The organism is Pseudomonas fluorescens (assembly GCF_001307155.1).
Taxonomy (GTDB): Bacteria; Pseudomonadota; Gammaproteobacteria; order Pseudomonadales; family Pseudomonadaceae; genus Aquipseudomonas; species Aquipseudomonas helvetica.
Genome location: NZ_CP012830.1, coordinates 2,358,078 through 2,379,611 on the forward strand (window position 1 = coordinate 2,358,078; position 21,534 = coordinate 2,379,611).

Genomic DNA, 21,534 nt, shown 5'->3' on the forward strand with positions numbered 1-21,534 from the left:
CGCCACACTCCTCGATTGTATGTTCACGACCCCGCCTTGCCTGTTTGGGGCAGGGGCTGGTTGTGGTGCGCCCCTCAGATCTTCGGTTTTTCGCTATTGACCGTTTTCAACCAGCTTTTCATCGAGCAGGTCGCAAACACACTGGTACTGCAATCGCCGTTGGCCAGTGCGGTCCGCAGTTTGTCGATATCTGCCTTCATCATGTAGCGAATGCCGTTCTTGAAGTGGGTATTGTCGTCGAAACCGCCCTGGGTCATTTCGTCGAGGGCGTCTTCCTTGCTCCAGCCTTGTACCACCACGCGGTACATCGCAGCCATCAGGCCAGTGCGATCCGATCCGCGTTTGCAATGGATCAACACCGGGCCTTTGCTTTGACCGGTTTGTATGGCCCGCAATGCACTGAGCACCTCGCTGTCATCGACATGGCTGGTCTTGTACGGCAATTGCACCAGGTTGATGCCGGGTGTCGATAGCCAGCTTGCGTCGGACTCGGGCAGAAAATTGATCACCGTCGTGATCTGGAGTTTTTCCAGCAGCGGCAGCGCTCCGTGATCGGGAAGTGTGCTGCGGTAGAGAGTCGGTGACATCTGGTAAAGGCCGTACTGCGCTTCGACGGGCTGGGCCCATTCGCCGGGACGGATGGATTGGGTTTGCTCGGCTTGAACCTGATCGAACGCAAATAACGCCATGAGCGACAGGCACAGTGCGAGCAAGAGGTGGTTTTTCGACATGAGTCAGGGAGCCGTGGATGAAGGAATGGGTGACTAAATCCCAGCCTGAACCCTGAGCAGTCAAAGCTCTGTGAGGGGCTTGTCAAAGAATCGTTAAGCCTGAGGGGCCCTCGATACTTCAGAAATAATCTGTGGATTTTAAACTGAAACGATTCACTCATATGCTTAGCCTGCTACCATTTGTAACTAAAGTTTGCAGATATGTTCTTTTCCTTCGGGCCTTATCGGCCTGCATCGCTGCCAAAACGACAAGCTGCTCCATGAAGCAGCTGATCTATCCGTGAATGCCTGATGAGGTGCACCCCCCCCATGTCTGATCAAGATCGAGACAACCCGCGGCGTGAGTTTTTACGCAAATCCCTGACCTTGATCCCGGTGGTCACCGTTGCCAGTACCGGTTTGGGCAGTTCGGTCTTGATGGCCGCTCCTGAAGCCGCACCGGCCGGTCCTGGCAAAACGCCGGTCAGCAGCAGTGTTTATGAGCCGAGCTACTTCACCGCCGAAGAGTGGGCATTCATCCAGGCAGCGGTTGCCCGCTTGATTCCTGCCGATGAACAGGGACCGGGTGCACTCGAAGCGGGTGTGCCGGAGTACATCGACCGGCAAATGAATACCCCGTACGCGGCGGGTGCTCTCTGGTACATGCAAGGCCCGTTCAATGCGGACGCTGCGCCGGAAATGGGCTGGCAGAGCAAACTGGTTCCCAAGGACATCTACCGTTTGGGTATCGCCGCGACGGACGCCTGGTCGAAGGCGTTCAACGGCAAAGTTTTTGCTGCGCAAGACAGCGCTACCCGAGACGATTTGCTCAAGCAATTGGAGGCCGGTACGCCAACATTCGACAGCGTCCCGCCGAAGATTTTTTTCAGCCTTTTGCTGCAAAACACCAAGGAAGGGTTCTTCTGCGACCCGATCCACGGCGGCAACAAAGGCATGGTCGGCTGGACCATGATCGGCTTTCCCGGCGCGCGCGCCGATTTCATGGATTGGGTTGAACGCAACGAGCAATACCCCTTCCCGGCAGTTTCTATTCGCGGCGAGAGGGCGTGAGCATGACAACCACGATGAAGAAGGTCGACGCAGTGATCGTCGGGTTTGGCTGGACCGGCGCGATCATGGCCAAGGAACTGACGGAGGCTGGCCTCAATGTGCTGGCGCTGGAACGCGGGCCGATGCAGGACACCTACCCCGACGGCAACTATCCGCAGGTGATCGACGAACTCACCTACAGCGTGCGCAAGAAACTCTTTCAGGACATCTCCAAAGAGACCGTGACCATTCGCCATAGCGTGAATGACATTGCGCTGCCCAACCGTCAGCTCGGGGCGTTTCTGCCGGGTAATGGTGTGGGCGGGGCCGGACTGCACTGGTCGGGTGTGCACTTTCGGGTCGATCCGATCGAGTTGCGTATGCGCAGTCATTATGAGGAGCGCTACGGCAAGCACTTCATCCCCAAGGACATGACCATCCAGGACTTTGGCGTCAGCTATGAAGAGCTGGAACCGTTTTTCGATTACGCCGAGAAAGTCTTCGGCACCTCGGGTCAGGCCTGGACCGTGAAAGGTCAAGTGGTCGGCGAAGGCAAGGGCGGTAACCCCTATGCGCCGGACCGTTCGAACCACTTCCCGTTGGCGTCGCAGAAGAACACCTACTCCGCGCAGTTGTTCCAGAATGCCGCCAATGCTGTCGGTTACAAACCCTACAACCTGCCTTCCGCCAATACCTCAGGGCCCTACACCAATCCCTACGGTGCGCAGATGGGACCGTGCAACTTCTGCGGTTTTTGCAGTGGCTACGTGTGCTACATGTACTCCAAGGCTTCGCCGAACGTGAACATCCTGCCGGCGCTCAAGCCATTGCCGAACTTCGAGTTGCGGCCCAATTCCCACGTGCTGCGGGTCAATCTCGACAGTACCAAGCGCAAGGCGACCGGTGTGACCTACATCGATAGTCAGGGTCGGGAAATCGAGCAGCCGGCGGACCTGGTGATCCTCGGTGCGTTCCAGTTCCACAACGTGCGGTTGATGCTGTTGTCCGGGATCGGCAAACCGTACGACCCGATCAGCGGCGAAGGTGTGGTCGGCAAGAACTTCGCCTATCAGAACATGGCGACGATCAAGGCCTACTTCGACAAAGACGTGCACACCAATAATTTCATTGGCGCAGGTGGCAATGGTGTGGCGGTGGATGACTTCAACGCCGACAACTTCGATCACGGCCCGCACGGCTTTGTCGGTGGTGCACCGATGTGGGTCAACCAGGCCGGCAGCCGGCCGATTGCCGGAACTTCGAACCCGCCGGGAACACCCGCCTGGGGCAGTGCATGGAAACGTGCGACTGCCGATTATTACACCCACCAGGTGTCGATGGACGCTCACGGTGCGCATCAGTCCTACCGAGGCAACTACCTGGATCTCGACCCGGTATACCGCGATGCCTACGGCCAGCCGCTGCTGCGGATGACTTTCGACTGGCATGAAAACGACATCAAGATGAACCGCTTCATGGTCGACAAGATGAGCAAGATCGCACAAGCGATGAACCCCAAGGCCATTGCCCTGCTCGGCAAACAGGTGGGTGAACATTTCAACACGGCTTCTTACCAGACCACCCACCTCAATGGTGGCGCGATCATGGGCACCCATCCGAAAACCAGTGCGCTGAACCGCTATTTGCAGAGCTGGGACGTACATAACGTGTTCGTGCCGGGCGCTTCGGCGTTCCCGCAAGGATTGGGTTACAACCCGACCGGTCTGGTCGCGGCACTGACCTACTGGTCGGCGCGGGCGATTCGCGAGCAGTACCTGAAGAATCCCGGCCCGCTGGTTCAGGCTTAAGGAGCGATGACCATGAAAAATCTCGTTATCGCCACCCTTGCCCTGCTCGGCAGTTGCTCGATCAGCGCGGCAGAAGATGCATCGCAAGCGTTGATCAAACAGGGCGAATACCTCGCCCGCGCGGGTGACTGTGTGGCTTGCCATACCGCCAAGGGTGGTAAGCCGTTTGCAGGCGGACTGCCGATGGAGACGCCGATCGGCACGATCTATTCCACCAACATTACCCCGGACAAAACCGGCCTGGGCGACTACAGCTTTGACGATTTCGACAAAGCCGTGCGCCATGGTGTGGCCAAAAACGGTAGTACGCTTTACCCGGCGATGCCGTATCCGTCCTATGCCCGTGTCAGCGATGCAGACATGAAAGCCTTGTATGCCTATTTCATGAAAGGCGTGGCGCCGGTCACTCAAGAGAACAAGGGCAGCGACATTCCCTGGCCGTTGAGCATGCGCTGGCCACTGACCGGCTGGCGCTGGATGTTTGCGCCAAGCGTCGTGGCGTATCAGCCGGCCGACGGTAAAGAGGCGGCAATCAGCCGTGGAGCCTATCTGGTGGAAGGCCTCGGACATTGCGGCGCTTGCCATACGCCACGAGCCCTGACCATGCAGGAAAAAGCCTTGAGCGCCAACGAAGGCAGTGCGTTTCTGTCAGGCAGTGCGCCGTTAGAAGGCTGGATCGCGAAAAGCTTGCGTGGCGATCACAAGGATGGACTCGGTAGTTGGAGCGAAGAGCAACTGGTGCAGTTCCTCAAGACCGGTCGTAGTGACCGCAGTGCAGTGTTCGGCGGCATGAGCGATGTGGTGGAACACAGCATGCAATATATGAGCGATGACGACCTGACAGCGATCGCCCGATACCTCAAGTCTTTGCCGGCGAATGATCCGAACGATCAGCCACACCCGTACGACCCGCAAGTGGCACAAGCGCTGTGGAAAGGTGACGACAGCAAACCCGGTGCCTCGGTGTACATCGACAACTGTGCCGCCTGCCACCGTACCGACGGGCATGGCTACACCCGGGTATTCCCGGCACTGGCGGGCAATCCGGTGTTGCAATCGGACGATCCGGTCTCGTTGATCAATATCGTGCTCAAGGGCGCTACCTTGCCGGCGACCCACACGGCGCCGTCGACGTTCACCATGCCGGCATTCGCCTGGCGTTTGTCGGATCAGGAAGTGGCGGATGTGGTGAACTTCATTCGCACGAGTTGGGGAAACAAGGGGGCGCAGATTAAGCCGGCTGACGTCGCTGACGTGCGCAAGGATGAAGTGAAATCAATGCCTGCTGACAAGTCTGGAAAACTAACAAGTTCTAATTGATGTTTATTAAGTTGTAATAATCAACGCCTGCGAAATGAGCCTCGCAGGCGTTGGTTTATGATCGGTAGAGTGCATTAGCCGCTACGCGATCAAGTTTAATCATGGATTAACAATATTTGCGTAAGCTTTGGCCAGTGCCAGCAGCTTGGCTTTGTCATCGGCATCAATGTCGCCATCACCGTCGACATCCTTGCGCACGGTTCCGAGGGTGAAGGAGTGCCCGCCGTCGCTGGAAACCGCCGTCATGAAAATCGATTTCACCAGCGTCTCGGTTTGCATTTCATTTTCCGCATCCCAACCAAGTTCTTTACGGGCAAGTTGCAGTGAAACCAGGGTATTGGGTTCAGAAGGACTCGGCTGCATAAGTTGCAGAAAGATACCGCGTTGATTAAAGAAAGACATTGTTAAATCCTTTTAATGGTTATTCAGTCTGGTGGTGCGTGTGCCAAGGATAGTACGGGTTATCTTTATCGGATGACCAATGCTTATATGTTTCTCGTTCTTGCGTATATAGCGTGATTAGCAAGTAGTTATATAAAGTGGGTAGGCGGCTAGCCTGATCTTTTCGCTGAAGCTGCCGAACGGCACTGGCCTGACATTGGATCTTTCGGTACTGTACATGCATACAGCAATGAGGGTTTTTCCAATGTTCACGCCCTTGCCACCTCGCGGACGTGGCACCGCCAGCAACCCGCACAATCGCTTTGCACCGAACCGTTCGGTGGTCGAAGACGATGGCTGGTACCAGGAAGCACCGCTGACCCAAGGCACCGAGGTGCGCATCGAAACGGCGAAAACCATCATCACCCGCAACAACTCGCCCGACCTGCCCTTCGATCGCTCGATCAATCCCTATCGAGGTTGCGAGCACGGCTGCATCTACTGCTATGCGCGACCCAGTCATGCCTACTGGGACCTGTCACCGGGTCTGGACTTCGAGACGAAGCTGATCGCCAAAAGCAACGCGGCCGACGTACTGGAGCAGCAGCTTTCCAAGCGCGGTTATCAGTGTGCGCCGATCAATCTGGGCTCAAATACCGATCCCTATCAGCCGATCGAGCGTGAACACAAAATCACCCGGCGGATTCTTCAGGTGCTGCTGCGTTACCGGCATCCGGTGACGATCATCACTAAAGGCTCGTTGATTCTTCGTGATCTGGATTTGCTCGGTGAGCTTGCCGAACAGCGGCTGGTGGCGGTGATGATCAGCCTGACCAGCCTCGACGACGAGCTCAAGCGCATCCTTGAGCCGCGAACGGCTGCCCCGAAGGCGCGGCTGCGGGCGATTCGGGTTATGCGCGAGGCTGGAATTCCGGTGGGCGTCTTGTGTTCACCGATGATTCCGATGATCAACGACAGTGAACTGGAAAGCCTGCTGACCGAAGCTCACGCGGCCGGTGCGCAGAGTGCGGCGTACATGATGTTGCGTCTGCCGCTGGAAGTGGCACCGTTGTTCGAGGAGTGGCTGGCAGCCCACTATCCGCAGCGTGCAGCCCATGTATTGAGTTTGATCCGTCAAAGCCGCGGCGGCGAACTGTATGACAGTCGTTTTGGCGCTCGTATGCGCGGTGAAGGACCGTTCGCCGATCTGTTGGCGCAACGCTTCGCCAAAACAATAAAACGTCTTGGGCTCAATCAACGTGAAGGCTTCAACCTGGACTGCACAGCCTTTTGTCCGCCCGGGGCTCAAATGTCGTTGCTTTAGCAACAATTGGCCTATGGTGAGTAGTGAAAAGCGTTGTGTGTTTGTCCGTCAGTCACGTTTTTTGTAACCTGGAACGCACGTTCTAGAGCAGTTGATTCAGTTTGAGTTAAGTTTCGGTGGGTACCTTGCTCATCAAGTGACTGGATGGTCACTTATCGGCGATCTGGATGTTTCCTTACCAGTCGCTGGCTTTATCCCAGGTAAATCGGGAAAATTTCCCTACTCCGTCAAAGAGGATGAATCATGAGTGACAAGGATAAACAGCCGTTGGCTGCGTCGGCTTCCGCCCTGCCCGAGGCCGAAAGCGCCGATGCAGCGCTGCAGCACATCGTTGACGGTTTTTTACACTTCCACCACGAGGTCTTCCCGCAACAGGAAGAACTCTTCAAGAAACTCGCCACGGCTCAACGGCCCCGAGCGATGTTCATTGCGTGCGCGGACTCGCGCATCGTTCCCGAATTGATTACCCAAAGCGCTCCTGGCGATCTGTTTGTCACCCGCAACGTTGGCAACGTAGTGCCGCCCTATGGCCAGATGAACGGCGGGGTTTCCACGGCCATCGAATATGCAGTGCTGGCTCTTGGCGTGCAGCACATCATCATTTGTGGGCATTCCGATTGCGGTGCCATGCGTGCTGTACTCAATCCGCAAAGCCTGGAAAAAATGCCCACGGTCAAAGCCTGGCTACGCCACGCCGAAGTGGCAAAAACCATGGTCCAGGAAAACTGCCATTGCGCTGACGAAAACGAAAGCATGCAGGTGCTTACCGAAGAAAACGTCATCGCCCAGTTGCAGCATTTGCGCACTCACCCTTCAGTGGCCTCGCGCATGGCCAACGGTCAGCTGTTTATCCATGGCTGGGTCTACAGCATCGAAACCAGCGAAATAAAAGCCTACGACGCGGATAAGGGCTGCTTCCTGCCTCTGGATGGCAGTCATCCGATTCCCGTGGCGACGCCCAAAGCGCGCTTCTAAATCCTCCTAAACACCTTGTCTGGTCTGGCCAAGGCTGCTGAAAAAGCGGTCGGGCTTCGCCACGCCTGAAGAATCTCAGGAGAACGCTCATGCGTGCTGCGCAATTGAAAGCTGTTTTGCCACGGGAGCTGCTGGCTTCGGTGGTGGTGTTTCTGGTCGCCCTGCCCTTGTGCATGGGCATTGCAATCGCTTCCGGCATGCCGCCGGCCAAGGGCCTGATCACCGGGATTATCGGTGGTCTGGTGGTCGGTTGGCTGGCCGGTTCGCCGCTGCAAGTCAGTGGTCCGGCTGCGGGGCTGGCGGTACTGGTCTTTGAACTGGTGCGCCAGCATGGTGTGGCGATGCTTGGGCCGATTTTGCTACTGGCCGGGTTTCTGCAACTGGTGGCAGGGCGTTTGCGGCTGGGCTGCTGGTTCCGCGTGACGGCGCCAGCGGTGGTTTACGGCATGCTGGCAGGCATCGGTGTGTTGATCGTGCTGTCGCAGATACATGTGATGCTCGACGGAGTCCCTAAACCCTCAGGCCTGGACAACCTCAGCGGGTTTCCGGCGGCTGTTGCCCAAGCCTTGCCGACCCTGGGTGGCGGGCTGGGTTGGCAGGCCGGTCTGCTTGGGCTGTCGACGATTCTGGTCATGGGACTGTGGGAGAAATTTCGCCCGCAAGCGCTGCGCTTTATTCCTGGTGCGTTGCTTGGCGTTGGATTGGCGACCCTTGCCAGTCTGGCGCTGGCATTGAACGTCAAGCGGGTCGAAGTCCCGGCTAACCTCGCCGAGGCAATTGACTGGCTGAAACCGGCCGACCTGTTGAATTTCGCCGACCCCAACCTGCTGATTGCCGCCTTTGCCGTGGCCTTTATCGCCAGCGCCGAAACCCTGCTTTCGGCCGCTGCGGTCGATCGCATGCACAGCGGCGAGCGTTCGGATTTCGACCGCGAACTGTCCGCCCAAGGCATCGGCAACATGCTCTGCGGTCTGGTCGGCGCTCTGCCAATGACGGGCGTGATCGTGCGCAGTTCAGCCAACGTACAGGCCGGCGCCAAAACGCGGTTGTCGGCGATTTTTCACGGTGTCTGGCTGCTGGCATTTGTGTTGCTGTTGTCCAGTGTGCTGCAAAGCATCCCGGTTGCCAGTCTGGCAGGCGTGCTGGTGTACACCGGGGTGAAACTGGTGGATTTGAAGGCGTTTCGCGGACTGGGACGGTATGGCCGGATGCCGATGATTACCTACGCGGTGACCGCGCTGGCGATTATCTTCAGCGACTTGCTGACCGGAGTGCTGGTCGGTTTTGGCTTGACCCTGGCGAAGCTGGCCTGGAAGGCTTCGCGGTTGAAAATCAGCCTGATCGACCTTCCGGCAGAGGGCGAAATGGAGTTGCGATTGATGGGGGCTGCGACCTTTCTCAAGGTGCCGGCGTTGACCCGGGTGCTGGGGGCTATTCCGGCGGGCGCGACGGTGCATGTGCCGCTGAATAACCTGAGTTATATCGACCACTCATGTCTGGAGTTGCTTGAGGAATGGGGGCGGGCCAATGCCAGCAAAGGCTCGAAACTGCTGATCGAGGCGCGCGGATTGAAGCGCCGGCTGGAGGGGCGATTGCGGACGACCGTAGGAGTGGGTTCCGCCGGATAGATAACAGTGTGGGAGCGGGCAAGCCCGCTCCCACAGGTGTTCGGTTTTTACAGTTGGATCAAGCCGCAGGCTGATCCAGTTCCAGGCCTACGCCCAGCTGGCGCGACAGGCATGGCCAGCGCTTCCAGGCGGCGCCGGTGTCCGGGCTGTTGAGTTTTTCCCGGTAGGCTTCGACGGACTCCAGCGCGAAGCTTTCTTCGTTCAGCATCTCATCAACGGCGTGATGCACAGCCTCATCCAGTTGATTGGCGAAGTCCTCGCCAATCAGTTGGTGGGCAATCAGGTTGGCAACAGTCATGTCCAATGGGATCAGTGGCTGGCCGAAATGTTTGATGTAGAGGTCGTTAACCTCTTCTACCAGGCGATGTGCCAGGTAGGCTTCGTCCAGCAGGCCATCCAGGCCTTCGTGACCGGCCATGATTGCCGGTGGCTGGAGGAAGAACTGCTCGGCGATTGTCAGCACCGGTTTGATCTGCGACTCGATCCCCGCTTCACGCGCTACGTCATTGGCAGCGTCGAGCAAGTCCGGCACTTGTTCTATATAAGCAGTGACAAAACGGGTCATCACGCCCTTGGCGTCGATGTCTGGCAATTGGATGGATGAATGCAGGTGCGGCAATTGGACTTCCAGCTGACGGGTCAGCTGACCGGTTTCGGCTTCATGTTGTTGTGCACGTTGAATCTGCTCGCGCAATGCGGCGGTGTTCATGAAAACTCCAGGAAACGAAGGCAAGGAAATAGGGGAAGACATAAGTTAGCCTGCTTATAAACGTGGCTAAGACGTATTTGTCATAATTATTTCACCTTTCATGCCACTGCGTTATATCGATTTGCCATCACCGATCCCACATCCTTCTCCATCCGTGGCCTGTGGCGCAAGTGTCAGGTGTTTCAGCTCATTTACGCCATCGCATTGCGGGGTCGCACTCGCTGTCTATACTCGGATCTGAATGGAGTTAGCTGATGACGCCCGACTGCGTAGGCAGCAAGGCCCGGCGATTCAAGTTCGTAGTCTGAAAAAGCCGCTCCCTTGCCGTCGGTGTTAGCCGGCGGGATAACAAGAACGATAAGGGGAACCCGCAATGATGCGACATCCACATGTCTGGATGGGCCTCCTGTTGTGGTCGATTTTCGGTCAGGCGCAAGCGGCCTGGACTGTGAATATGGCGCCTGGAGCGACTGAAGTCAGTCACGCAGTATTCGACCTGCACATGACCATTTTCTGGATCTGTGTGGTGATCGGCATCATCGTTTTCGGCGCCATGTTCTGGTCGATGATGCTGCATCGACGCTCCACCGGGCAGGTGGCTGCCAAGTTCCATGAAAGTACGACGGTCGAGATCCTCTGGACCGTGGTGCCTTTCATCATTCTGGTCGCCATGGCCGTTCCGGCGACCGCGACCCTGATCAAGATGTATGACACCAGTGAGCCGGATATCGATATCCAGATCACCGGTTATCAGTGGAAGTGGCACTACAAGTACCTGGGTCAGGACGTCGAGTTCTTCAGCAACCTGGCCACCCCGCAAGAGCAAATCCACAACAAAACTGCCAAAGGCGAAAATTACCTGTTGGAAGTCGATCAGCCGCTGGTGCTGCCGATCGGTGCCAAGGTGCGCTTTCTGGTGACCTCTGCCGACGTCATCCACTCGTGGTGGGTGCCGGCGTTTGCGGTCAAGCGCGATGCAATTCCAGGGTTCGTCAACGAAGCCTGGACCCGCGTCGACAAGCCCGGCATCTACCGTGGCCAGTGCGCCGAACTGTGCGGCAAGGACCATGGCTTCATGCCGATTGTGGTCGACGTCAAAACCCAGGCCGACTACGACACCTGGCTGACTGAGCGCAAAGCCGACGCCGCCAAGCTCAAGGAGCTGACCAGCAAAGAGTGGACCCTCGACGAGCTGAAGGAACGCGGCGACAAGATTTATCACACCACCTGTGCTGCCTGTCACCAGCCTGAAGGCCAGGGTATGCCACCGCTGTTCCCGGCACTCAAAGGTTCGCCTATCGCGACCGGGCCAATAGAAGACCATCTGCATCGTGTGTTCTTCGGCAAACCCGGCACCGCCATGGCGGCGTTCGGCAAGCAGCTGTCGGAAGTCGATATCGCCGCCGTCGTGACCTACGAACGAAATGCCTGGGGCAACAACAAAGGCGACATGGTCACCCCTAAAGACGTACTGGCCCTCAAACAGGCGGCAAGCAAATGACCCGGTCTATTGCGTGTTCCCTTGAACGCTTGGGGCTAATCACCCCGAGCCGTCCAGCCCACCCGTTTGCAGGAGACAGGCCATGAATGCTGTGAACGATGACCACGGTCATGCAATCGTCGACGACCACGTCCACGGTCCGGCCAAGGGCCTGATGCGCTGGGTGCTGACCACCAACCACAAAGACATTGGCACGCTGTACCTGTGGTTCAGCTTCATGATGTTCCTGCTCGGCGGTTCGTTCGCCATGGTGATTCGCGCCGAGTTGTTCCAGCCCGGTCTGCAGATCGTCGAACCGGCATTCTTCAATCAGATGACCACCATGCACGGTCTGGTGATGGTCTTCGGTGCGGTGATGCCGGCGTTTGTCGGCCTCGCCAACTGGATGATCCCGCTGATGATCGGCGCGCCGGACATGGCCCTGCCGCGGATGAACAACTTCAGCTTCTGGCTGTTGCCGGCAGCGTTCCTGTTGCTGGTGTCGACGCTGTTCATGCCGGGTGGCGGTCCGAACTTCGGCTGGACCTTCTACGCCCCGCTATCGACGACCTACGCGCCGGAAAGCGTGACCTTCTTCATCTTTGCCATCCACTTGATGGGTATCAGTTCGATCATGGGCGCGATCAACGTGATCGCCACCATCCTCAACCTGCGTGCCCCGGGCATGACCCTGATGAAAATGCCGCTGTTTGTCTGGACCTGGCTGATCACCGCGTTCCTGTTGATCGCGGTGATGCCGGTGCTGGCGGGTTGCGTGACCATGATGTTGATGGATATCCACTTCGGCACCAGCTTCTTCAGCGCTGCCGGTGGCGGTGATCCGGTGCTGTTCCAGCACGTGTTCTGGTTCTTCGGCCACCCCGAGGTGTACATCATGATCCTGCCGGCGTTCGGTGCTGTCAGCTCGATCATTCCGACCTTCTCTCGCAAGCCACTGTTTGGCTACACCTCGATGGTTTACGCCACGGCGAGTATCGCCTTCCTGTCGTTCATCGTCTGGGCGCACCACATGTTCGTGGTCGGCATCCCGCTGGTGGGCGAGCTGTTCTTCATGTACGCGACGCTGCTGATCGCGGTGCCCACCGGGGTCAAGGTGTTCAACTGGGTCAGCACCATGTGGCAAGGCTCGCTGACTTTCGAGACACCGATGCTGTTTGCCGTAGCGTTCGTGATCCTGTTCTCGATTGGCGGGTTCTCCGGGTTGATGCTGGCCATCGCTCCGGCGGACTTCCAGTACCAGGACACCTACTTCGTGGTCGCGCATTTCCACTACGTGCTGGTGCCGGGGGCGATCTTCGGGATCTTCGCTTCGGCCTACTACTGGATGCCGAAATGGACCGGCCACATGTACGACGAAACCCTCGGCAAGCTGCACTTCTGGCTGTCGTTCATCGGCATGAACATGGCCTTCTTCCCGATGCACTTCGTGGGCCTGGCGGGTATGCCGCGGCGGATTCCGGACTACAACCTGCAATTCGCCGACTTCAACATGGTGTCGTCGATTGGCGCATTCACCTTCGGGGCAACGCAGATCTTTTTCCTGTTCATCGTGATCAAGACCATCCGTGGCGGCCCGGCAGCCCCGGCGAAACCCTGGGAAGGTGCGGAAGGCCTGGAGTGGAGCGTGCCGTCGCCGGCGCCGTATCACACCTTTGTCACGCCACCGGAAGTGAAATGAACGCCATGACCTTTGTGGGAGGGCTTGCGCCATGGCTGACTCTATTTCCTTGAAGAAGCTGGTCACCCGGCTGCTGTTGGTGGTGGCCAGCATGTTTGTCTTCGGGTTTGTCCTGGTGCCGATTTACGACGTGATGTGCAAGGCGTTCGGTATCAACGGCAAAACCGCCGGGCAGTACGAAGGCGAGCAGGTGGTCGACACGTCGCGGCAAATTCGCGTGCAGTTTCTGTCGACCAACGCCGTGGACATGGTCTGGGAGTTTTATCCCAAGGCCGACGACATGGTGATCAATCCGGGGGCGGTTAACGAGATGATCTTCGTTGCCCGCAACCCGACCGATCACCCGATGAGCGCGCAGGCGATACCCAGCATTTCTCCGGGCGACTCAGCGGTGTATTTCCACAAGACCGAGTGCTTCTGCTTCACCCAGCAGGTGCTGCAACCCGGCGAACGAATCGAAATGCCCGTACGTTTCATCGTTGACCGTGAGATTTCCAAGGATGTGAAGCACCTGACGCTGGCTTACACGCTGTTCGATATCACCGCACGTCATCCACCGGTCGTGGCAAACACCAATGCCGGTCCTTGAGGCGTTCAAGCGTGCCCGATAAGGAGAACAATAAATGGCAAGTCATGAGCATTATTACGTTCCCGCCCAGAGCAAATGGCCGATCATTGCCACGATCGGCATGTTCGTCACCGTGTTTGGCCTGGCGACCTGGTTCAACGACCTCAAGGCCGCACGCCCGGAATCCCACGGCCCGCTGATCTTCTTCGTTGGCGGCCTGTTGCTGGCCTACATGCTGTTCGGCTGGTTCGGCACGGTGATCAAGGAAAGCCGCGCGGGGTTGTACAGCTCGCAGCTCGATCGCTCGTTCCGCTGGGGTATGAGCTGGTTCATTTTCTCCGAGGTGATGTTCTTCATCGCCTTCTTCGGTGCGCTGTTCTACGTGCGCAATCTGTCCGGGCCGTGGCTCGGCGGTGAGGGCGGCAAGGGTATCGCGCACATGCTCTGGCCGAACTTCCAGTTCGCCTGGCCGCTGCTGCACACCCCTGACCCGACACTCTTCCCGCCGCCCAAGGAAGTCATTAGTCCCTGGGGTTTGCCGCTGCTGAACACGGTGTTGCTGGTGAGCTCCAGCGTCACGGTGACCATCGCCCACCATGCCTTGAAAAAGGGCCATCGCGGTGCACTGAAGCTCTGGCTGGCGCTGACGGTACTGCTGGGCTGTGCGTTCCTCAGCTTCCAGGCCAAGGAATACATCCACGCCTATCACGAGCTGGGACTGACCCTGGGCTCAGGCGTGTATGGCGCGACCTTCTTCATGCTGACCGGTTTCCACGGCGCTCACGTGACCATCGGCACGATCATCCTGTTCGTGATGCTGATGCGGATCATGCGTGGGCATTTCGATGGCGATCACCAGTTCGGCTTCGAGGCGGCCAGTTGGTATTGGCACTTCGTCGATGTGGTGTGGATTGGCCTGTTTGTCTTCGTTTACGTGCTTTGAGGTGGCGCTTACCAGGGCGCGCTGGACACCAGCTGGCCGCTGAAGAATCCCCAGGCAATCAAGCCGACGGTGATGGCAGCCAGGCCGACACGAACACTCAGGGCGGTGACCAGGCGTTTTGAGCTGCTGTCGTCCTTGACCAGAAAAAACAGGCCGCTGAACAGGCTGACAACCGTGGCAATCAGCATCAGGACGATGGCTGCTTTGAGCATGGTGAGACTCCGGGGGAATGCGATGTACTTGAGTATAGCTACCCTGTTTATCAACTTTTTGGCGACGCCATGAAGCGCTTTCGGCCAGGTATCGCACCGACCCTGGTGGTGCTCGCACTGCTGCCGTTGCTGGTCTTTCTGGGGTTTTGGCAATTAAGCCGGGGCGAGCAGAAACGCGTGTTGCTGGCGAGCTACGCCGAACGCCGCGTGGCTGAACCGATGACCAGCGAACTACTGTCGAGCACTCAAGACCCGGCATTCCGACGCGTTCGCCTGCATGGCCAGTTCGATGCGGCCCACAGTTACCTGCTCGACAACCGCACCCGCAATGGCCGGCCGGGGGTCGAGCTGCTGCAACCCTTTCACGACCAGGCGAGCGGTCTCTGGTTATTGCTCAATCGCGGCTGGCTGCCGTGGCCGAACCGGCGCACACCGCCGGTGTTCACCACCCCCGAGCAATCGTTGAGTCTCGACGCCTGGGTGTATGTCGCTCCGGGTGCGACCTTTCAACTGCACGCCGATCCGGCGAATGCCAACTGGCCACGGCTGGTGACGGCGATCGATCCGGCCAAGCTCTGGAGCGAGCTGGGTCGAACCGGGTTTGCTTACGAATTACGTGAAGAAGCCGGGCCGGCGTCCTACGAGGCCGATTGGCCGGTCGTGGCCATGGGGCCGGAAAAACACCTCGGTTATGCCGTGCAGTGGTTCGCCATGGCGCTCGCGCTGTTCGGTCTTTATCTCTACTTCGGATGGCACAACGCAAAGGAGAAACAGCATGGGAGCGGCCATGAATCCACCCAACATGTCTGAAGCGCAGGCGCCACAGCGTCGTCGTGGGCGCTGGCAGCTGGTGCTGATCCTGCTGATGGTGATTGGTCCGATGATCCTAGCCACCGGCATGTACAAGTTGCAGTTCTGGGTGCCGGAAGGTCGCAGCTATCACGGTGAACTGATCGGCAACGGTCAGAGCCGTGCCGAGTTGGGGGTGCAGGCGGACGAAGACCGCTGGCAGATGCTGGTGACCGCACCGCAGGACTGCTCGGTCGATTGTCAGCAGTTGGTGTACCTGGCCCGGCAGATTCAGGTCGCTCTGGGTCGTGATGCCTCGCGTGCCAGCCATGCATTGGCCGTGGCCCAACCCTTGAGCGCGGACTATGAGGGCAAGCTCAAGCGCGAATACCCGCAGTTGCAGCGTTATCCACTGGACCTTTCGACCTACACTAAAAATGTTCAGGGCAAAGGCTCGGCGCAGCTCTGGATCATCGATCCGCACGGCAATCTGGTGCTGCGCTTCGACCCTACCGTCAAAGGCAAGGACCTGCTCAACGACCTGCGCCACCTGCTCAAACTGTCGAACATCGGATAAGGGCATCGTCATGGCCAAACCTGGATTTCGCCTCGCGCTGTTTGCCACCTTGCTGGCACTGATTGTCGTCTTGCTGGGCGCCTATACCCGGCTGACCCATGCCGGCCTTGGTTGCCCGGACTGGCCGGGTTGCTACGGGTTTATCAGCGTGCCGAAGAGCGAAGCCCAACTGGCCCATGCCGAGTTGCATTTTCCAGACACGCCGGTGGTTGCCCACAAGGGCTGGAACGAGATGATTCACCGCTATTTCGCCGGCACCCTTGGCTTGCTGATTGTGTTGCTGGCGGCGCGTTCCTGGACTCATCGCCATCATCTGGACCAACCCCTGAAGCTGCCGTTGTTCTTGCTGGCGGTGGTGTTTGCCCAAGCGGCCTTTGGCATGTGGACGGTCACCCTCAAGCTCTGGCCGCAGGTGGTGACGGGGCATTTGCTGGGTGGCTTTGCGACCTTGAGCCTGCTGTTTCTGCTGACCTTGCGCTTGTCCGGTGTATTGCCGGCGCTGATCGTGCCGCGACGTTTGCAGTACTGGGCGACGGCCGGGTTGTTGCTGGTGATCGGGCAGATCGCTCTCGGCGGCTGGGTCAGTGCCAACTACGCGGCGGTGGCCTGTATCGACTTCCCCACTTGTCACGGCCAATGGTTGCCACCGGCTGATTTCGCCAACGGCTTTCACCTGACCCAACACATCGGCCCCAACTACCTCGGCGGACAGCTCGACAGCGATGCGCGCACGGCGATTCACCTGACTCACCGCATTGGCGCGTTGCTGGTCACGCTGGTGCTGCTGGGGCTGGCCTGGCAGCTCAAGGTCGTCGGCATGACCCGACTCGCCGGGTTGGTACTGGGGGCGTTGGCGGTGCAGATCACCCTGGGCATCAGCAATGTGCTGTTTCACCTGCCGTTGCCGGTGGCCGTGGCCCATAACGCGGGCGGCGCGGCGCTGTTGCTGACGATGGTGCTGGTCAACTATCACGCACGAACCAGCCTGGTTCGAGTCAGACAGCAGACGCCCGGACGCTGGCGTAAACACACGGCCGGGCCGATAACAATAAAAGGAGAAATGCCATGGCGACTCTGATCGGCGAACGTCACCGCCAAGCGATCTGGCGTGACTATCTGGAGCTGACCAAGCCGAAAGTCGTGGTGTTGATGCTGATCACGTCGCTGGTCGGTATGTTTCTCGCCACGCGTGCCGGGGTGCCGTGGACGGTGCTGGTGTTTGGCAACCTGGGGATCGGACTGTGCGCGGGCGGCGCGGCGGCGGTCAACCATGTGGTGGACCGGCGGATTGACGCGGTGATGGCGCGCACGCACAAGCGGCCACTGGCCGAAGGCCGGGTTTCACCAACCGCCGCACTGACCTTTGCGCTGTTATTGGCGGTGGCCGGGCAAGCCCTGCTGCTGGCGTTCACCAACCCGCTGACCGCCTGGCTGACCCTCGCCTCGCTGCTTGGCTATGCGGTGGTCTACACCGGTTTTCTCAAGCGGGCGACGCCGCAGAACATCGTTATCGGCGGACTGGCCGGCGCTGCACCGCCACTGTTGGGTTGGGTCGCCGCTACCGGGCATGTCAGCGCCGAACCGCTGCTGCTGGTGCTGATTATCTTTGCCTGGACCCCGCCACACTTCTGGGCGCTGGCGATTCATCGCAAGGAGGAGTACGCCAAGGCCGATATTCCCATGCTGCCGGTGACCCACGGCGAGCATTACACCAAGATCCACATCCTGCTTTACACCTTTGCCCTGCTGGCCGTGAGCTTGATGCCCTATGTCATTCACATGAGCGGTTTGCTGTACCTGGTTTGCGCCCTGGGACTGGGCGCGAGGTTTCTGCAATGGGCCGTGGTGCTGTACCGTGGCACTCAGCCGCACGCGGCGATCAACACCTTCAAGTACTCTATTTATTACTTGTTCCTGCTGTTTATCGCCCTGCTCGTAGACCACTACTTAATGTTGAACCTATGACCCGAACCCAGAAAACCGTCTTCATTCTTGTTGCCCTGATCGCGCTGGTCCTGGGGCTTACCGTCAACAAAGTACTGTCTGGCAAAGGCCAGGGCGATCCGACTGCGCTGATCGACGCCGGGATCATCCTGTTGCCGCAAAGCCGTAACCTGCCGGACGTGCAGATGACCAATCAGGACGGCCAACCGGTCACGGTCAACGCTTTGAAAGGCAAGTGGAGCCTGCTGTTCTTTGGTTACACCTTCTGCCCGGACATCTGCCCGACCACCCTGGCACAGCTGCGGCAGATCAAGAGCGAGCTGCCAGCGGACGCGGTCGACAAGTTGCAGATCATTCTGGTCAGCGTCGACCCGAACCGCGACACCCCCAAGCAGCTCAAGCAGTACCTGGGCTACTTCGATCCGCAGTTTGTCGGCCTGACACCGGCTTCGGTCGAAGACCTGCAGAAAGTCGCCAATGCGGTGAGCATTCCGTTCATTCCGGCGGACACCAGCAAACCCAACTACACCGTCGACCACAGCGGCAACCTGGCGGTAATCGGGCCGGACGGCACCCAGCGCGGGTTCATTCGTGCACCGTTGAACAACACGAAACTGGTGGCCCAGTTGCCAGTGATGCTCAAGCGTATGTAGGCGCACAGCTTGCTGGCAATGGCGATCTTGCGGGCGCCATCGCCAGCAAGCTGTGCTCCTACAGTGGAAAGGGCCATAGCAGCCAGACGGGACACAGGCATAAAAAAACGGGGACACAGTGATTGTGTCCCCGTTTTGTTTTACATCAGCAGATCAGAACGCCGGCAATACCGCGCCTTTGTACTTCTCCAGAATGAACGCCTTCACTTCCGGGCTGTGCAGCGCAGCAACCAGTTTCTTCATCGCGTCGCTGTCCTTGTCGTCCGCGCGGGCGACAAGGATGTTCACGTAAGGCGAGTCCTTGCCTTCGATCACCAGCGCGTCCTTGGACGGATCGAGCTTGGCTTCCAGCGCGTAGTTGGTGTTGATCAGTGCCAGGTCGACCTGGGTCAGCACGCGCGGGATGGTCGCGGCTTCCAGTTCACGGAACTTCAGGTCTTTGGTGTTCTCGGTGATGTCCTTGACGGTCGACAGGATGTTTTTCGAATCCTTCAACTTGATCAGGCCAGCCTTCTCCAGCAGCAACAGTGCACGGCCGCCGTTGGTGGCGTCGTTCGGGATCACCACGTTGGCGCCGCCTGGCAGTTCGGCAAGGGTCTTGTACTTGTTGGAGTACGCGCCCAGCGGCTCGAGGTGCACACCGGCAACGCTCACCAGGTGTGTGCCCTTGGCCTTGTTGAATTCATCGAGGTACGGCTGGTGCTGGAAGAAGTTGGCGTCCAGGCGTTTCTCGGCAACCTGTACGTTCGGCTGCACGTAGTCGGTGAACACCTTGACCTTGAGGTCGACGCCTTCTTTGGCCAGTGCCGGCTTCACGAACTCGAGGATTTCCGCGTGCGGAACCGGAGTAGCAGCGACGGTCAGGGTTTCAGCGGCCTGAGCGGAGAGCGCTGCAACGGCAGCGAATGCGACGAGTAGTTTTTTCATCCAGCAAACTCCTTGTGAGGCGCCCTTTCGAGCGCCTGCCAGCCGTGGCTGGCGATTGCATTTATTTTCGGGAAAAGTGCACCACCAGCTTATCGCCGACGGTTTGCAGAACCTGGACCAGCACCAGCAGCAACACCACGGTCACCACCATCACGTCAGTCTGGAAGCGTTGGTAACCGAAGCGGATTGCCAGGTCACCCAAACCACCGGCACCGACCACACCGGCCATCGCCGTGTAGGACACCAGCGTAATCGCGGTCACCGTGATCGCTGCGAAGATACCTGGGCGGGCTTCCGGCAGCAGCGCGTTGACGATGATCTGGCGGGTCGTCGCGCCCATGGCCTGGGTCGCTTCAATGATGCCGCGATCGACTTCACGCAGGGCGGTTTCCACCAGACGGGCGAAGAACGGCGTAGCGCCGACTACCAGCGGTGGAATCGCACCGCCGACGCCCAGCGAGGTGCCGGTGATCAGTACGGTGAACGGGATCATCACGATCAGCAGAATGATGAACGGCAGCGAGCGCAGGATATTCACGATCAGCGACAGCAGCGCGTAAACGCCTTTGGCTTCGAGCAACTGGCGCGGGCTGCAGAGGAACAGCAACACACCCAGCGGCAGGCCGAGCAGTACGGTGAACAACAGCGAACCGCCAAGCATCAGCAAGGTGTCGCCGGTGGCCTGCCAGATTTCGAGCCAGTCGATATTGGAGAAGAAACTCATCAGGATTTCCATTAGCGCAGCACCTCCATGTGGACGTCGGCTGCGGTGAAGCGGGCGAAGGCCGCTTCCATGTCACCGCCGGTGACCGCCAGGGTCAGTTGCCCGTAGGGGACGTCTTTGATGCGGTCGATACGACCGGCGAGGATGCTGTAGTCCACACCCGTTTCGCGGGCGACGGTGCCCAGCAACGGCGCGTAGGTGGCGTCGCCCTGGAAGGTCAGACGCACGATACGGCCCGGCACGTGAGCGAAGTCGTCGCGCTGCTCGCTTTCGTCGATTTGCTCGTCTTCCTGCACGAATCGCTTGGTGGTCGGGTGCTTGGGGTGCAAGAACACGTCGGCCACCGGACCTTGCTCGACGATCACGCCGGCATCCATCACGGCGACCTGGTCGCAGACCCGGCGAATCACGTCCATTTCATGGGTGATCAACACGATGGTCAGGTTCAGCTCACGGTTGATCTCGGCCAACAGTTGCAGGACCGACGCGGTGGTTTGCGGGTCGAGGGCGCTGGTGGCTTCGTCACACAGCAGGATTTTTGGCTTGGTCGCCAGGGCGCGGGCGATGCCGACGCGCTGCTTCTGGCCACCGGACAACTGCGCCGGGTACTTCTTTGCGTGGTCGGACAGGCCGACGCGAGCCAGCAACTCGGCCACCCGTTGATCGATCTCGCTGCGCGACAGTTCACCGGCCAGGGTCAGTGGCAGTGCGACGTTGTCGGCAACTGTCTTGGAGGCCAGCAGGTTGAAGTGCTGGAAGATCATCCCGACTTGCTGACGGAAACGGCGCAGCGCATTGGCGTCCAGCGCGGTGACTTCTTCACCATCGACGATGATCTTGCCGCCGCTGGAGTCTTCCAGGCGGTTGATCAGGCGCAACAGGGTACTTTTTCCCGCACCGGAATGACCGATCAGGCCGTATACCTGACCGTTCTCAATCGACAGATTGGTAGGGTGCAGCGCGGGAATATCCTTACCGGCAACGCGGTAAGTTTTATGGACGTTTTGAAACTCGATCACGTAGCGAACCTTGTGGGGCGCGTTAGAAAAGGATCAGCGGTTAGCCGGGCGGGCATTTTAGCCTGTCCGTATAGAGGCTCTTAGCATTTATTTC

The 21,534-nt window shown here is 58.8% G+C and carries 22 protein-coding genes; 15 read left to right on the forward strand and 7 right to left on the reverse strand.

Annotation, left to right across the window (positions count from 1 at the left end; all coding sequences use genetic code 11):
• Positions 1 to 74: 74 nt before the first annotated feature.
• Positions 75 to 731, reverse strand: a complete 657-nt coding sequence (locus AO353_RS10785) for a dual specificity protein phosphatase family protein (protein ID WP_054594920.1) — start codon at positions 729 to 731, stop codon at positions 75 to 77.
• 309 nt (positions 732 to 1,040) lie between these two features.
• On the opposite strand from AO353_RS10785, the gene AO353_RS10790 reads away from it, so the two are divergent.
• From AO353_RS10790 to AO353_RS10800, 3 genes are read left to right on the forward strand one after another with little or no spacing between them, the layout of a single operon-like run.
• Complete coding sequence (locus tag AO353_RS10790; RefSeq protein ID WP_054594921.1) at positions 1,041 to 1,781, forward strand: gluconate 2-dehydrogenase subunit 3 family protein; 741 nt, start codon at positions 1,041 to 1,043, stop codon at positions 1,779 to 1,781.
• A gap of 2 nt (positions 1,782 to 1,783) precedes the next feature.
• A complete protein-coding gene (locus AO353_RS10795; RefSeq protein ID WP_054594922.1) occupies positions 1,784 to 3,568 on the forward strand; it encodes a GMC family oxidoreductase in 1,785 nt (594 codons plus the stop codon).
• A 12-nt stretch (positions 3,569 to 3,580) separates the two neighbouring features.
• Positions 3,581 to 4,888 (forward strand): c-type cytochrome, encoded by a 1,308-nt coding sequence (locus AO353_RS10800; RefSeq protein ID WP_054594923.1) that lies wholly within the window; start codon positions 3,581 to 3,583, stop codon positions 4,886 to 4,888.
• A 99-nt stretch (positions 4,889 to 4,987) separates the two neighbouring features.
• On the opposite strand, the gene AO353_RS10805 is transcribed toward AO353_RS10800, so the two are convergent.
• Positions 4,988 to 5,290, reverse strand: a complete 303-nt coding sequence (locus AO353_RS10805; protein ID WP_054594924.1) for a hypothetical protein — start codon at positions 5,288 to 5,290, stop codon at positions 4,988 to 4,990.
• 244 nt (positions 5,291 to 5,534) lie between these two features.
• Between AO353_RS10805 and AO353_RS10810 the strand changes: the two genes are divergently transcribed.
• The 3 genes from AO353_RS10810 to AO353_RS10820 all read left to right on the forward strand — a co-directional run bounded on the left by AO353_RS10810 (position 5,535) and on the right by AO353_RS10820 (position 9,196).
• Complete coding sequence (locus AO353_RS10810; RefSeq protein ID WP_054594925.1) at positions 5,535 to 6,593, forward strand: PA0069 family radical SAM protein; 1,059 nt, start codon at positions 5,535 to 5,537, stop codon at positions 6,591 to 6,593.
• Between the two features lie 243 nt (positions 6,594 to 6,836).
• Complete coding sequence (locus AO353_RS10815; RefSeq protein ID WP_054594926.1) at positions 6,837 to 7,568, forward strand: carbonic anhydrase; 732 nt, start codon at positions 6,837 to 6,839, stop codon at positions 7,566 to 7,568.
• Positions 7,569 to 7,657: 89 nt separating this feature from the next.
• Entirely contained in the window at positions 7,658 to 9,196 is a 1,539-nt protein-coding gene (locus AO353_RS10820; RefSeq protein WP_054594927.1) for a SulP family inorganic anion transporter, read from the forward strand.
• Positions 9,197 to 9,254: 58 nt separating this feature from the next.
• On the opposite strand, the gene AO353_RS10825 is transcribed toward AO353_RS10820, so the two are convergent.
• On the reverse strand, positions 9,255 to 9,905 hold the full coding sequence (locus tag AO353_RS10825) for a hypothetical protein (protein WP_054594928.1): 651 nt from the start codon (positions 9,903 to 9,905) through the stop codon (positions 9,255 to 9,257).
• Positions 9,906 to 10,278: 373 nt separating this feature from the next.
• Between AO353_RS10825 and coxB the strand changes: the two genes are divergently transcribed.
• The 4 genes from coxB (at position 10,279) to AO353_RS10845 (ending at position 14,595) form a co-directional block, all read left to right on the forward strand.
• Positions 10,279 to 11,406: a cytochrome c oxidase subunit II gene (gene coxB / locus AO353_RS10830; protein WP_054594929.1), complete on the forward strand. Its 1,128-nt coding sequence runs from the start codon at positions 10,279 to 10,281 to the stop codon at positions 11,404 to 11,406.
• Between the two features lie 82 nt (positions 11,407 to 11,488).
• The gene (ctaD, locus tag AO353_RS10835; RefSeq protein WP_054594930.1) at positions 11,489 to 13,084 is read left to right on the forward strand and encodes a cytochrome c oxidase subunit I; all 1,596 of its coding nucleotides are present in this window, start codon (positions 11,489 to 11,491) and stop codon (positions 13,082 to 13,084) included.
• Positions 13,085 to 13,115: 31 nt separating this feature from the next.
• Positions 13,116 to 13,673, forward strand: coding sequence for a cytochrome c oxidase assembly protein (locus tag AO353_RS10840; protein ID WP_054594931.1), 558 nt, complete (start codon positions 13,116 to 13,118; stop codon positions 13,671 to 13,673).
• Positions 13,674 to 13,707: 34 nt separating this feature from the next.
• Positions 13,708 to 14,595 carry a cytochrome c oxidase subunit 3 gene (locus AO353_RS10845; protein WP_054594932.1) on the forward strand — a complete coding sequence of 296 codons (888 nt, stop codon included), beginning with the start codon at positions 13,708 to 13,710 and terminating at the stop codon, positions 14,593 to 14,595.
• An 8-nt stretch (positions 14,596 to 14,603) separates the two neighbouring features.
• Here AO353_RS10845 and AO353_RS10850 read toward each other — a convergent pair whose 3' ends face one another.
• A complete protein-coding gene (locus tag AO353_RS10850; RefSeq protein WP_019694466.1) occupies positions 14,604 to 14,807 on the reverse strand; it encodes a twin transmembrane helix small protein in 204 nt (67 codons plus the stop codon).
• Positions 14,808 to 14,876: 69 nt separating this feature from the next.
• Here AO353_RS10850 and AO353_RS10855 point away from each other — a divergent pair, with 69 nt between their 5' ends.
• From AO353_RS10855 to AO353_RS10875, 5 genes are read left to right on the forward strand one after another with little or no spacing between them, the layout of a single operon-like run.
• Positions 14,877 to 15,617, forward strand: coding sequence for an SURF1 family protein (locus AO353_RS10855; protein WP_054594933.1), 741 nt, complete (start codon positions 14,877 to 14,879; stop codon positions 15,615 to 15,617).
• Positions 15,583 to 16,173 (forward strand): hypothetical protein, encoded by a 591-nt coding sequence (locus AO353_RS10860; protein WP_054598210.1) that lies wholly within the window; start codon positions 15,583 to 15,585, stop codon positions 16,171 to 16,173. Before AO353_RS10855 ends, AO353_RS10860 begins: the two co-directional genes overlap by 35 nt.
• A gap of 10 nt (positions 16,174 to 16,183) precedes the next feature.
• Positions 16,184 to 17,251 carry a COX15/CtaA family protein gene (locus AO353_RS10865; RefSeq protein ID WP_054594934.1) on the forward strand — a complete coding sequence of 356 codons (1,068 nt, stop codon included), beginning with the start codon at positions 16,184 to 16,186 and terminating at the stop codon, positions 17,249 to 17,251.
• The gene (gene cyoE, locus AO353_RS10870; protein ID WP_054594935.1) at positions 17,239 to 18,138 is read left to right on the forward strand and encodes a heme o synthase; all 900 of its coding nucleotides are present in this window, start codon (positions 17,239 to 17,241) and stop codon (positions 18,136 to 18,138) included. Before AO353_RS10865 ends, cyoE begins: the two co-directional genes overlap by 13 nt.
• Entirely contained in the window at positions 18,135 to 18,770 is a 636-nt protein-coding gene (locus tag AO353_RS10875; RefSeq protein ID WP_054594936.1) for an SCO family protein, read from the forward strand. Before cyoE ends, AO353_RS10875 begins: the two co-directional genes overlap by 4 nt.
• Before the next feature lie 153 nt (positions 18,771 to 18,923).
• Here AO353_RS10875 and AO353_RS10880 read toward each other — a convergent pair whose 3' ends face one another.
• The 3 genes from AO353_RS10880 to AO353_RS10890 form a co-directional block, all read right to left on the reverse strand.
• Positions 18,924 to 19,697 (reverse strand): MetQ/NlpA family ABC transporter substrate-binding protein, encoded by a 774-nt coding sequence (locus AO353_RS10880; protein WP_054594937.1) that lies wholly within the window; start codon positions 19,695 to 19,697, stop codon positions 18,924 to 18,926.
• 61 nt (positions 19,698 to 19,758) lie between these two features.
• Positions 19,759 to 20,433, reverse strand: coding sequence for a methionine ABC transporter permease (locus tag AO353_RS10885; RefSeq protein WP_054594938.1), 675 nt, complete (start codon positions 20,431 to 20,433; stop codon positions 19,759 to 19,761).
• Complete coding sequence (locus AO353_RS10890; RefSeq protein WP_054594939.1) at positions 20,433 to 21,440, reverse strand: methionine ABC transporter ATP-binding protein; 1,008 nt, start codon at positions 21,438 to 21,440, stop codon at positions 20,433 to 20,435. The genes AO353_RS10885 and AO353_RS10890 overlap by 1 nt, the downstream gene beginning before the upstream one ends.
• Positions 21,441 to 21,534: the final 94 nt, after the last annotated feature.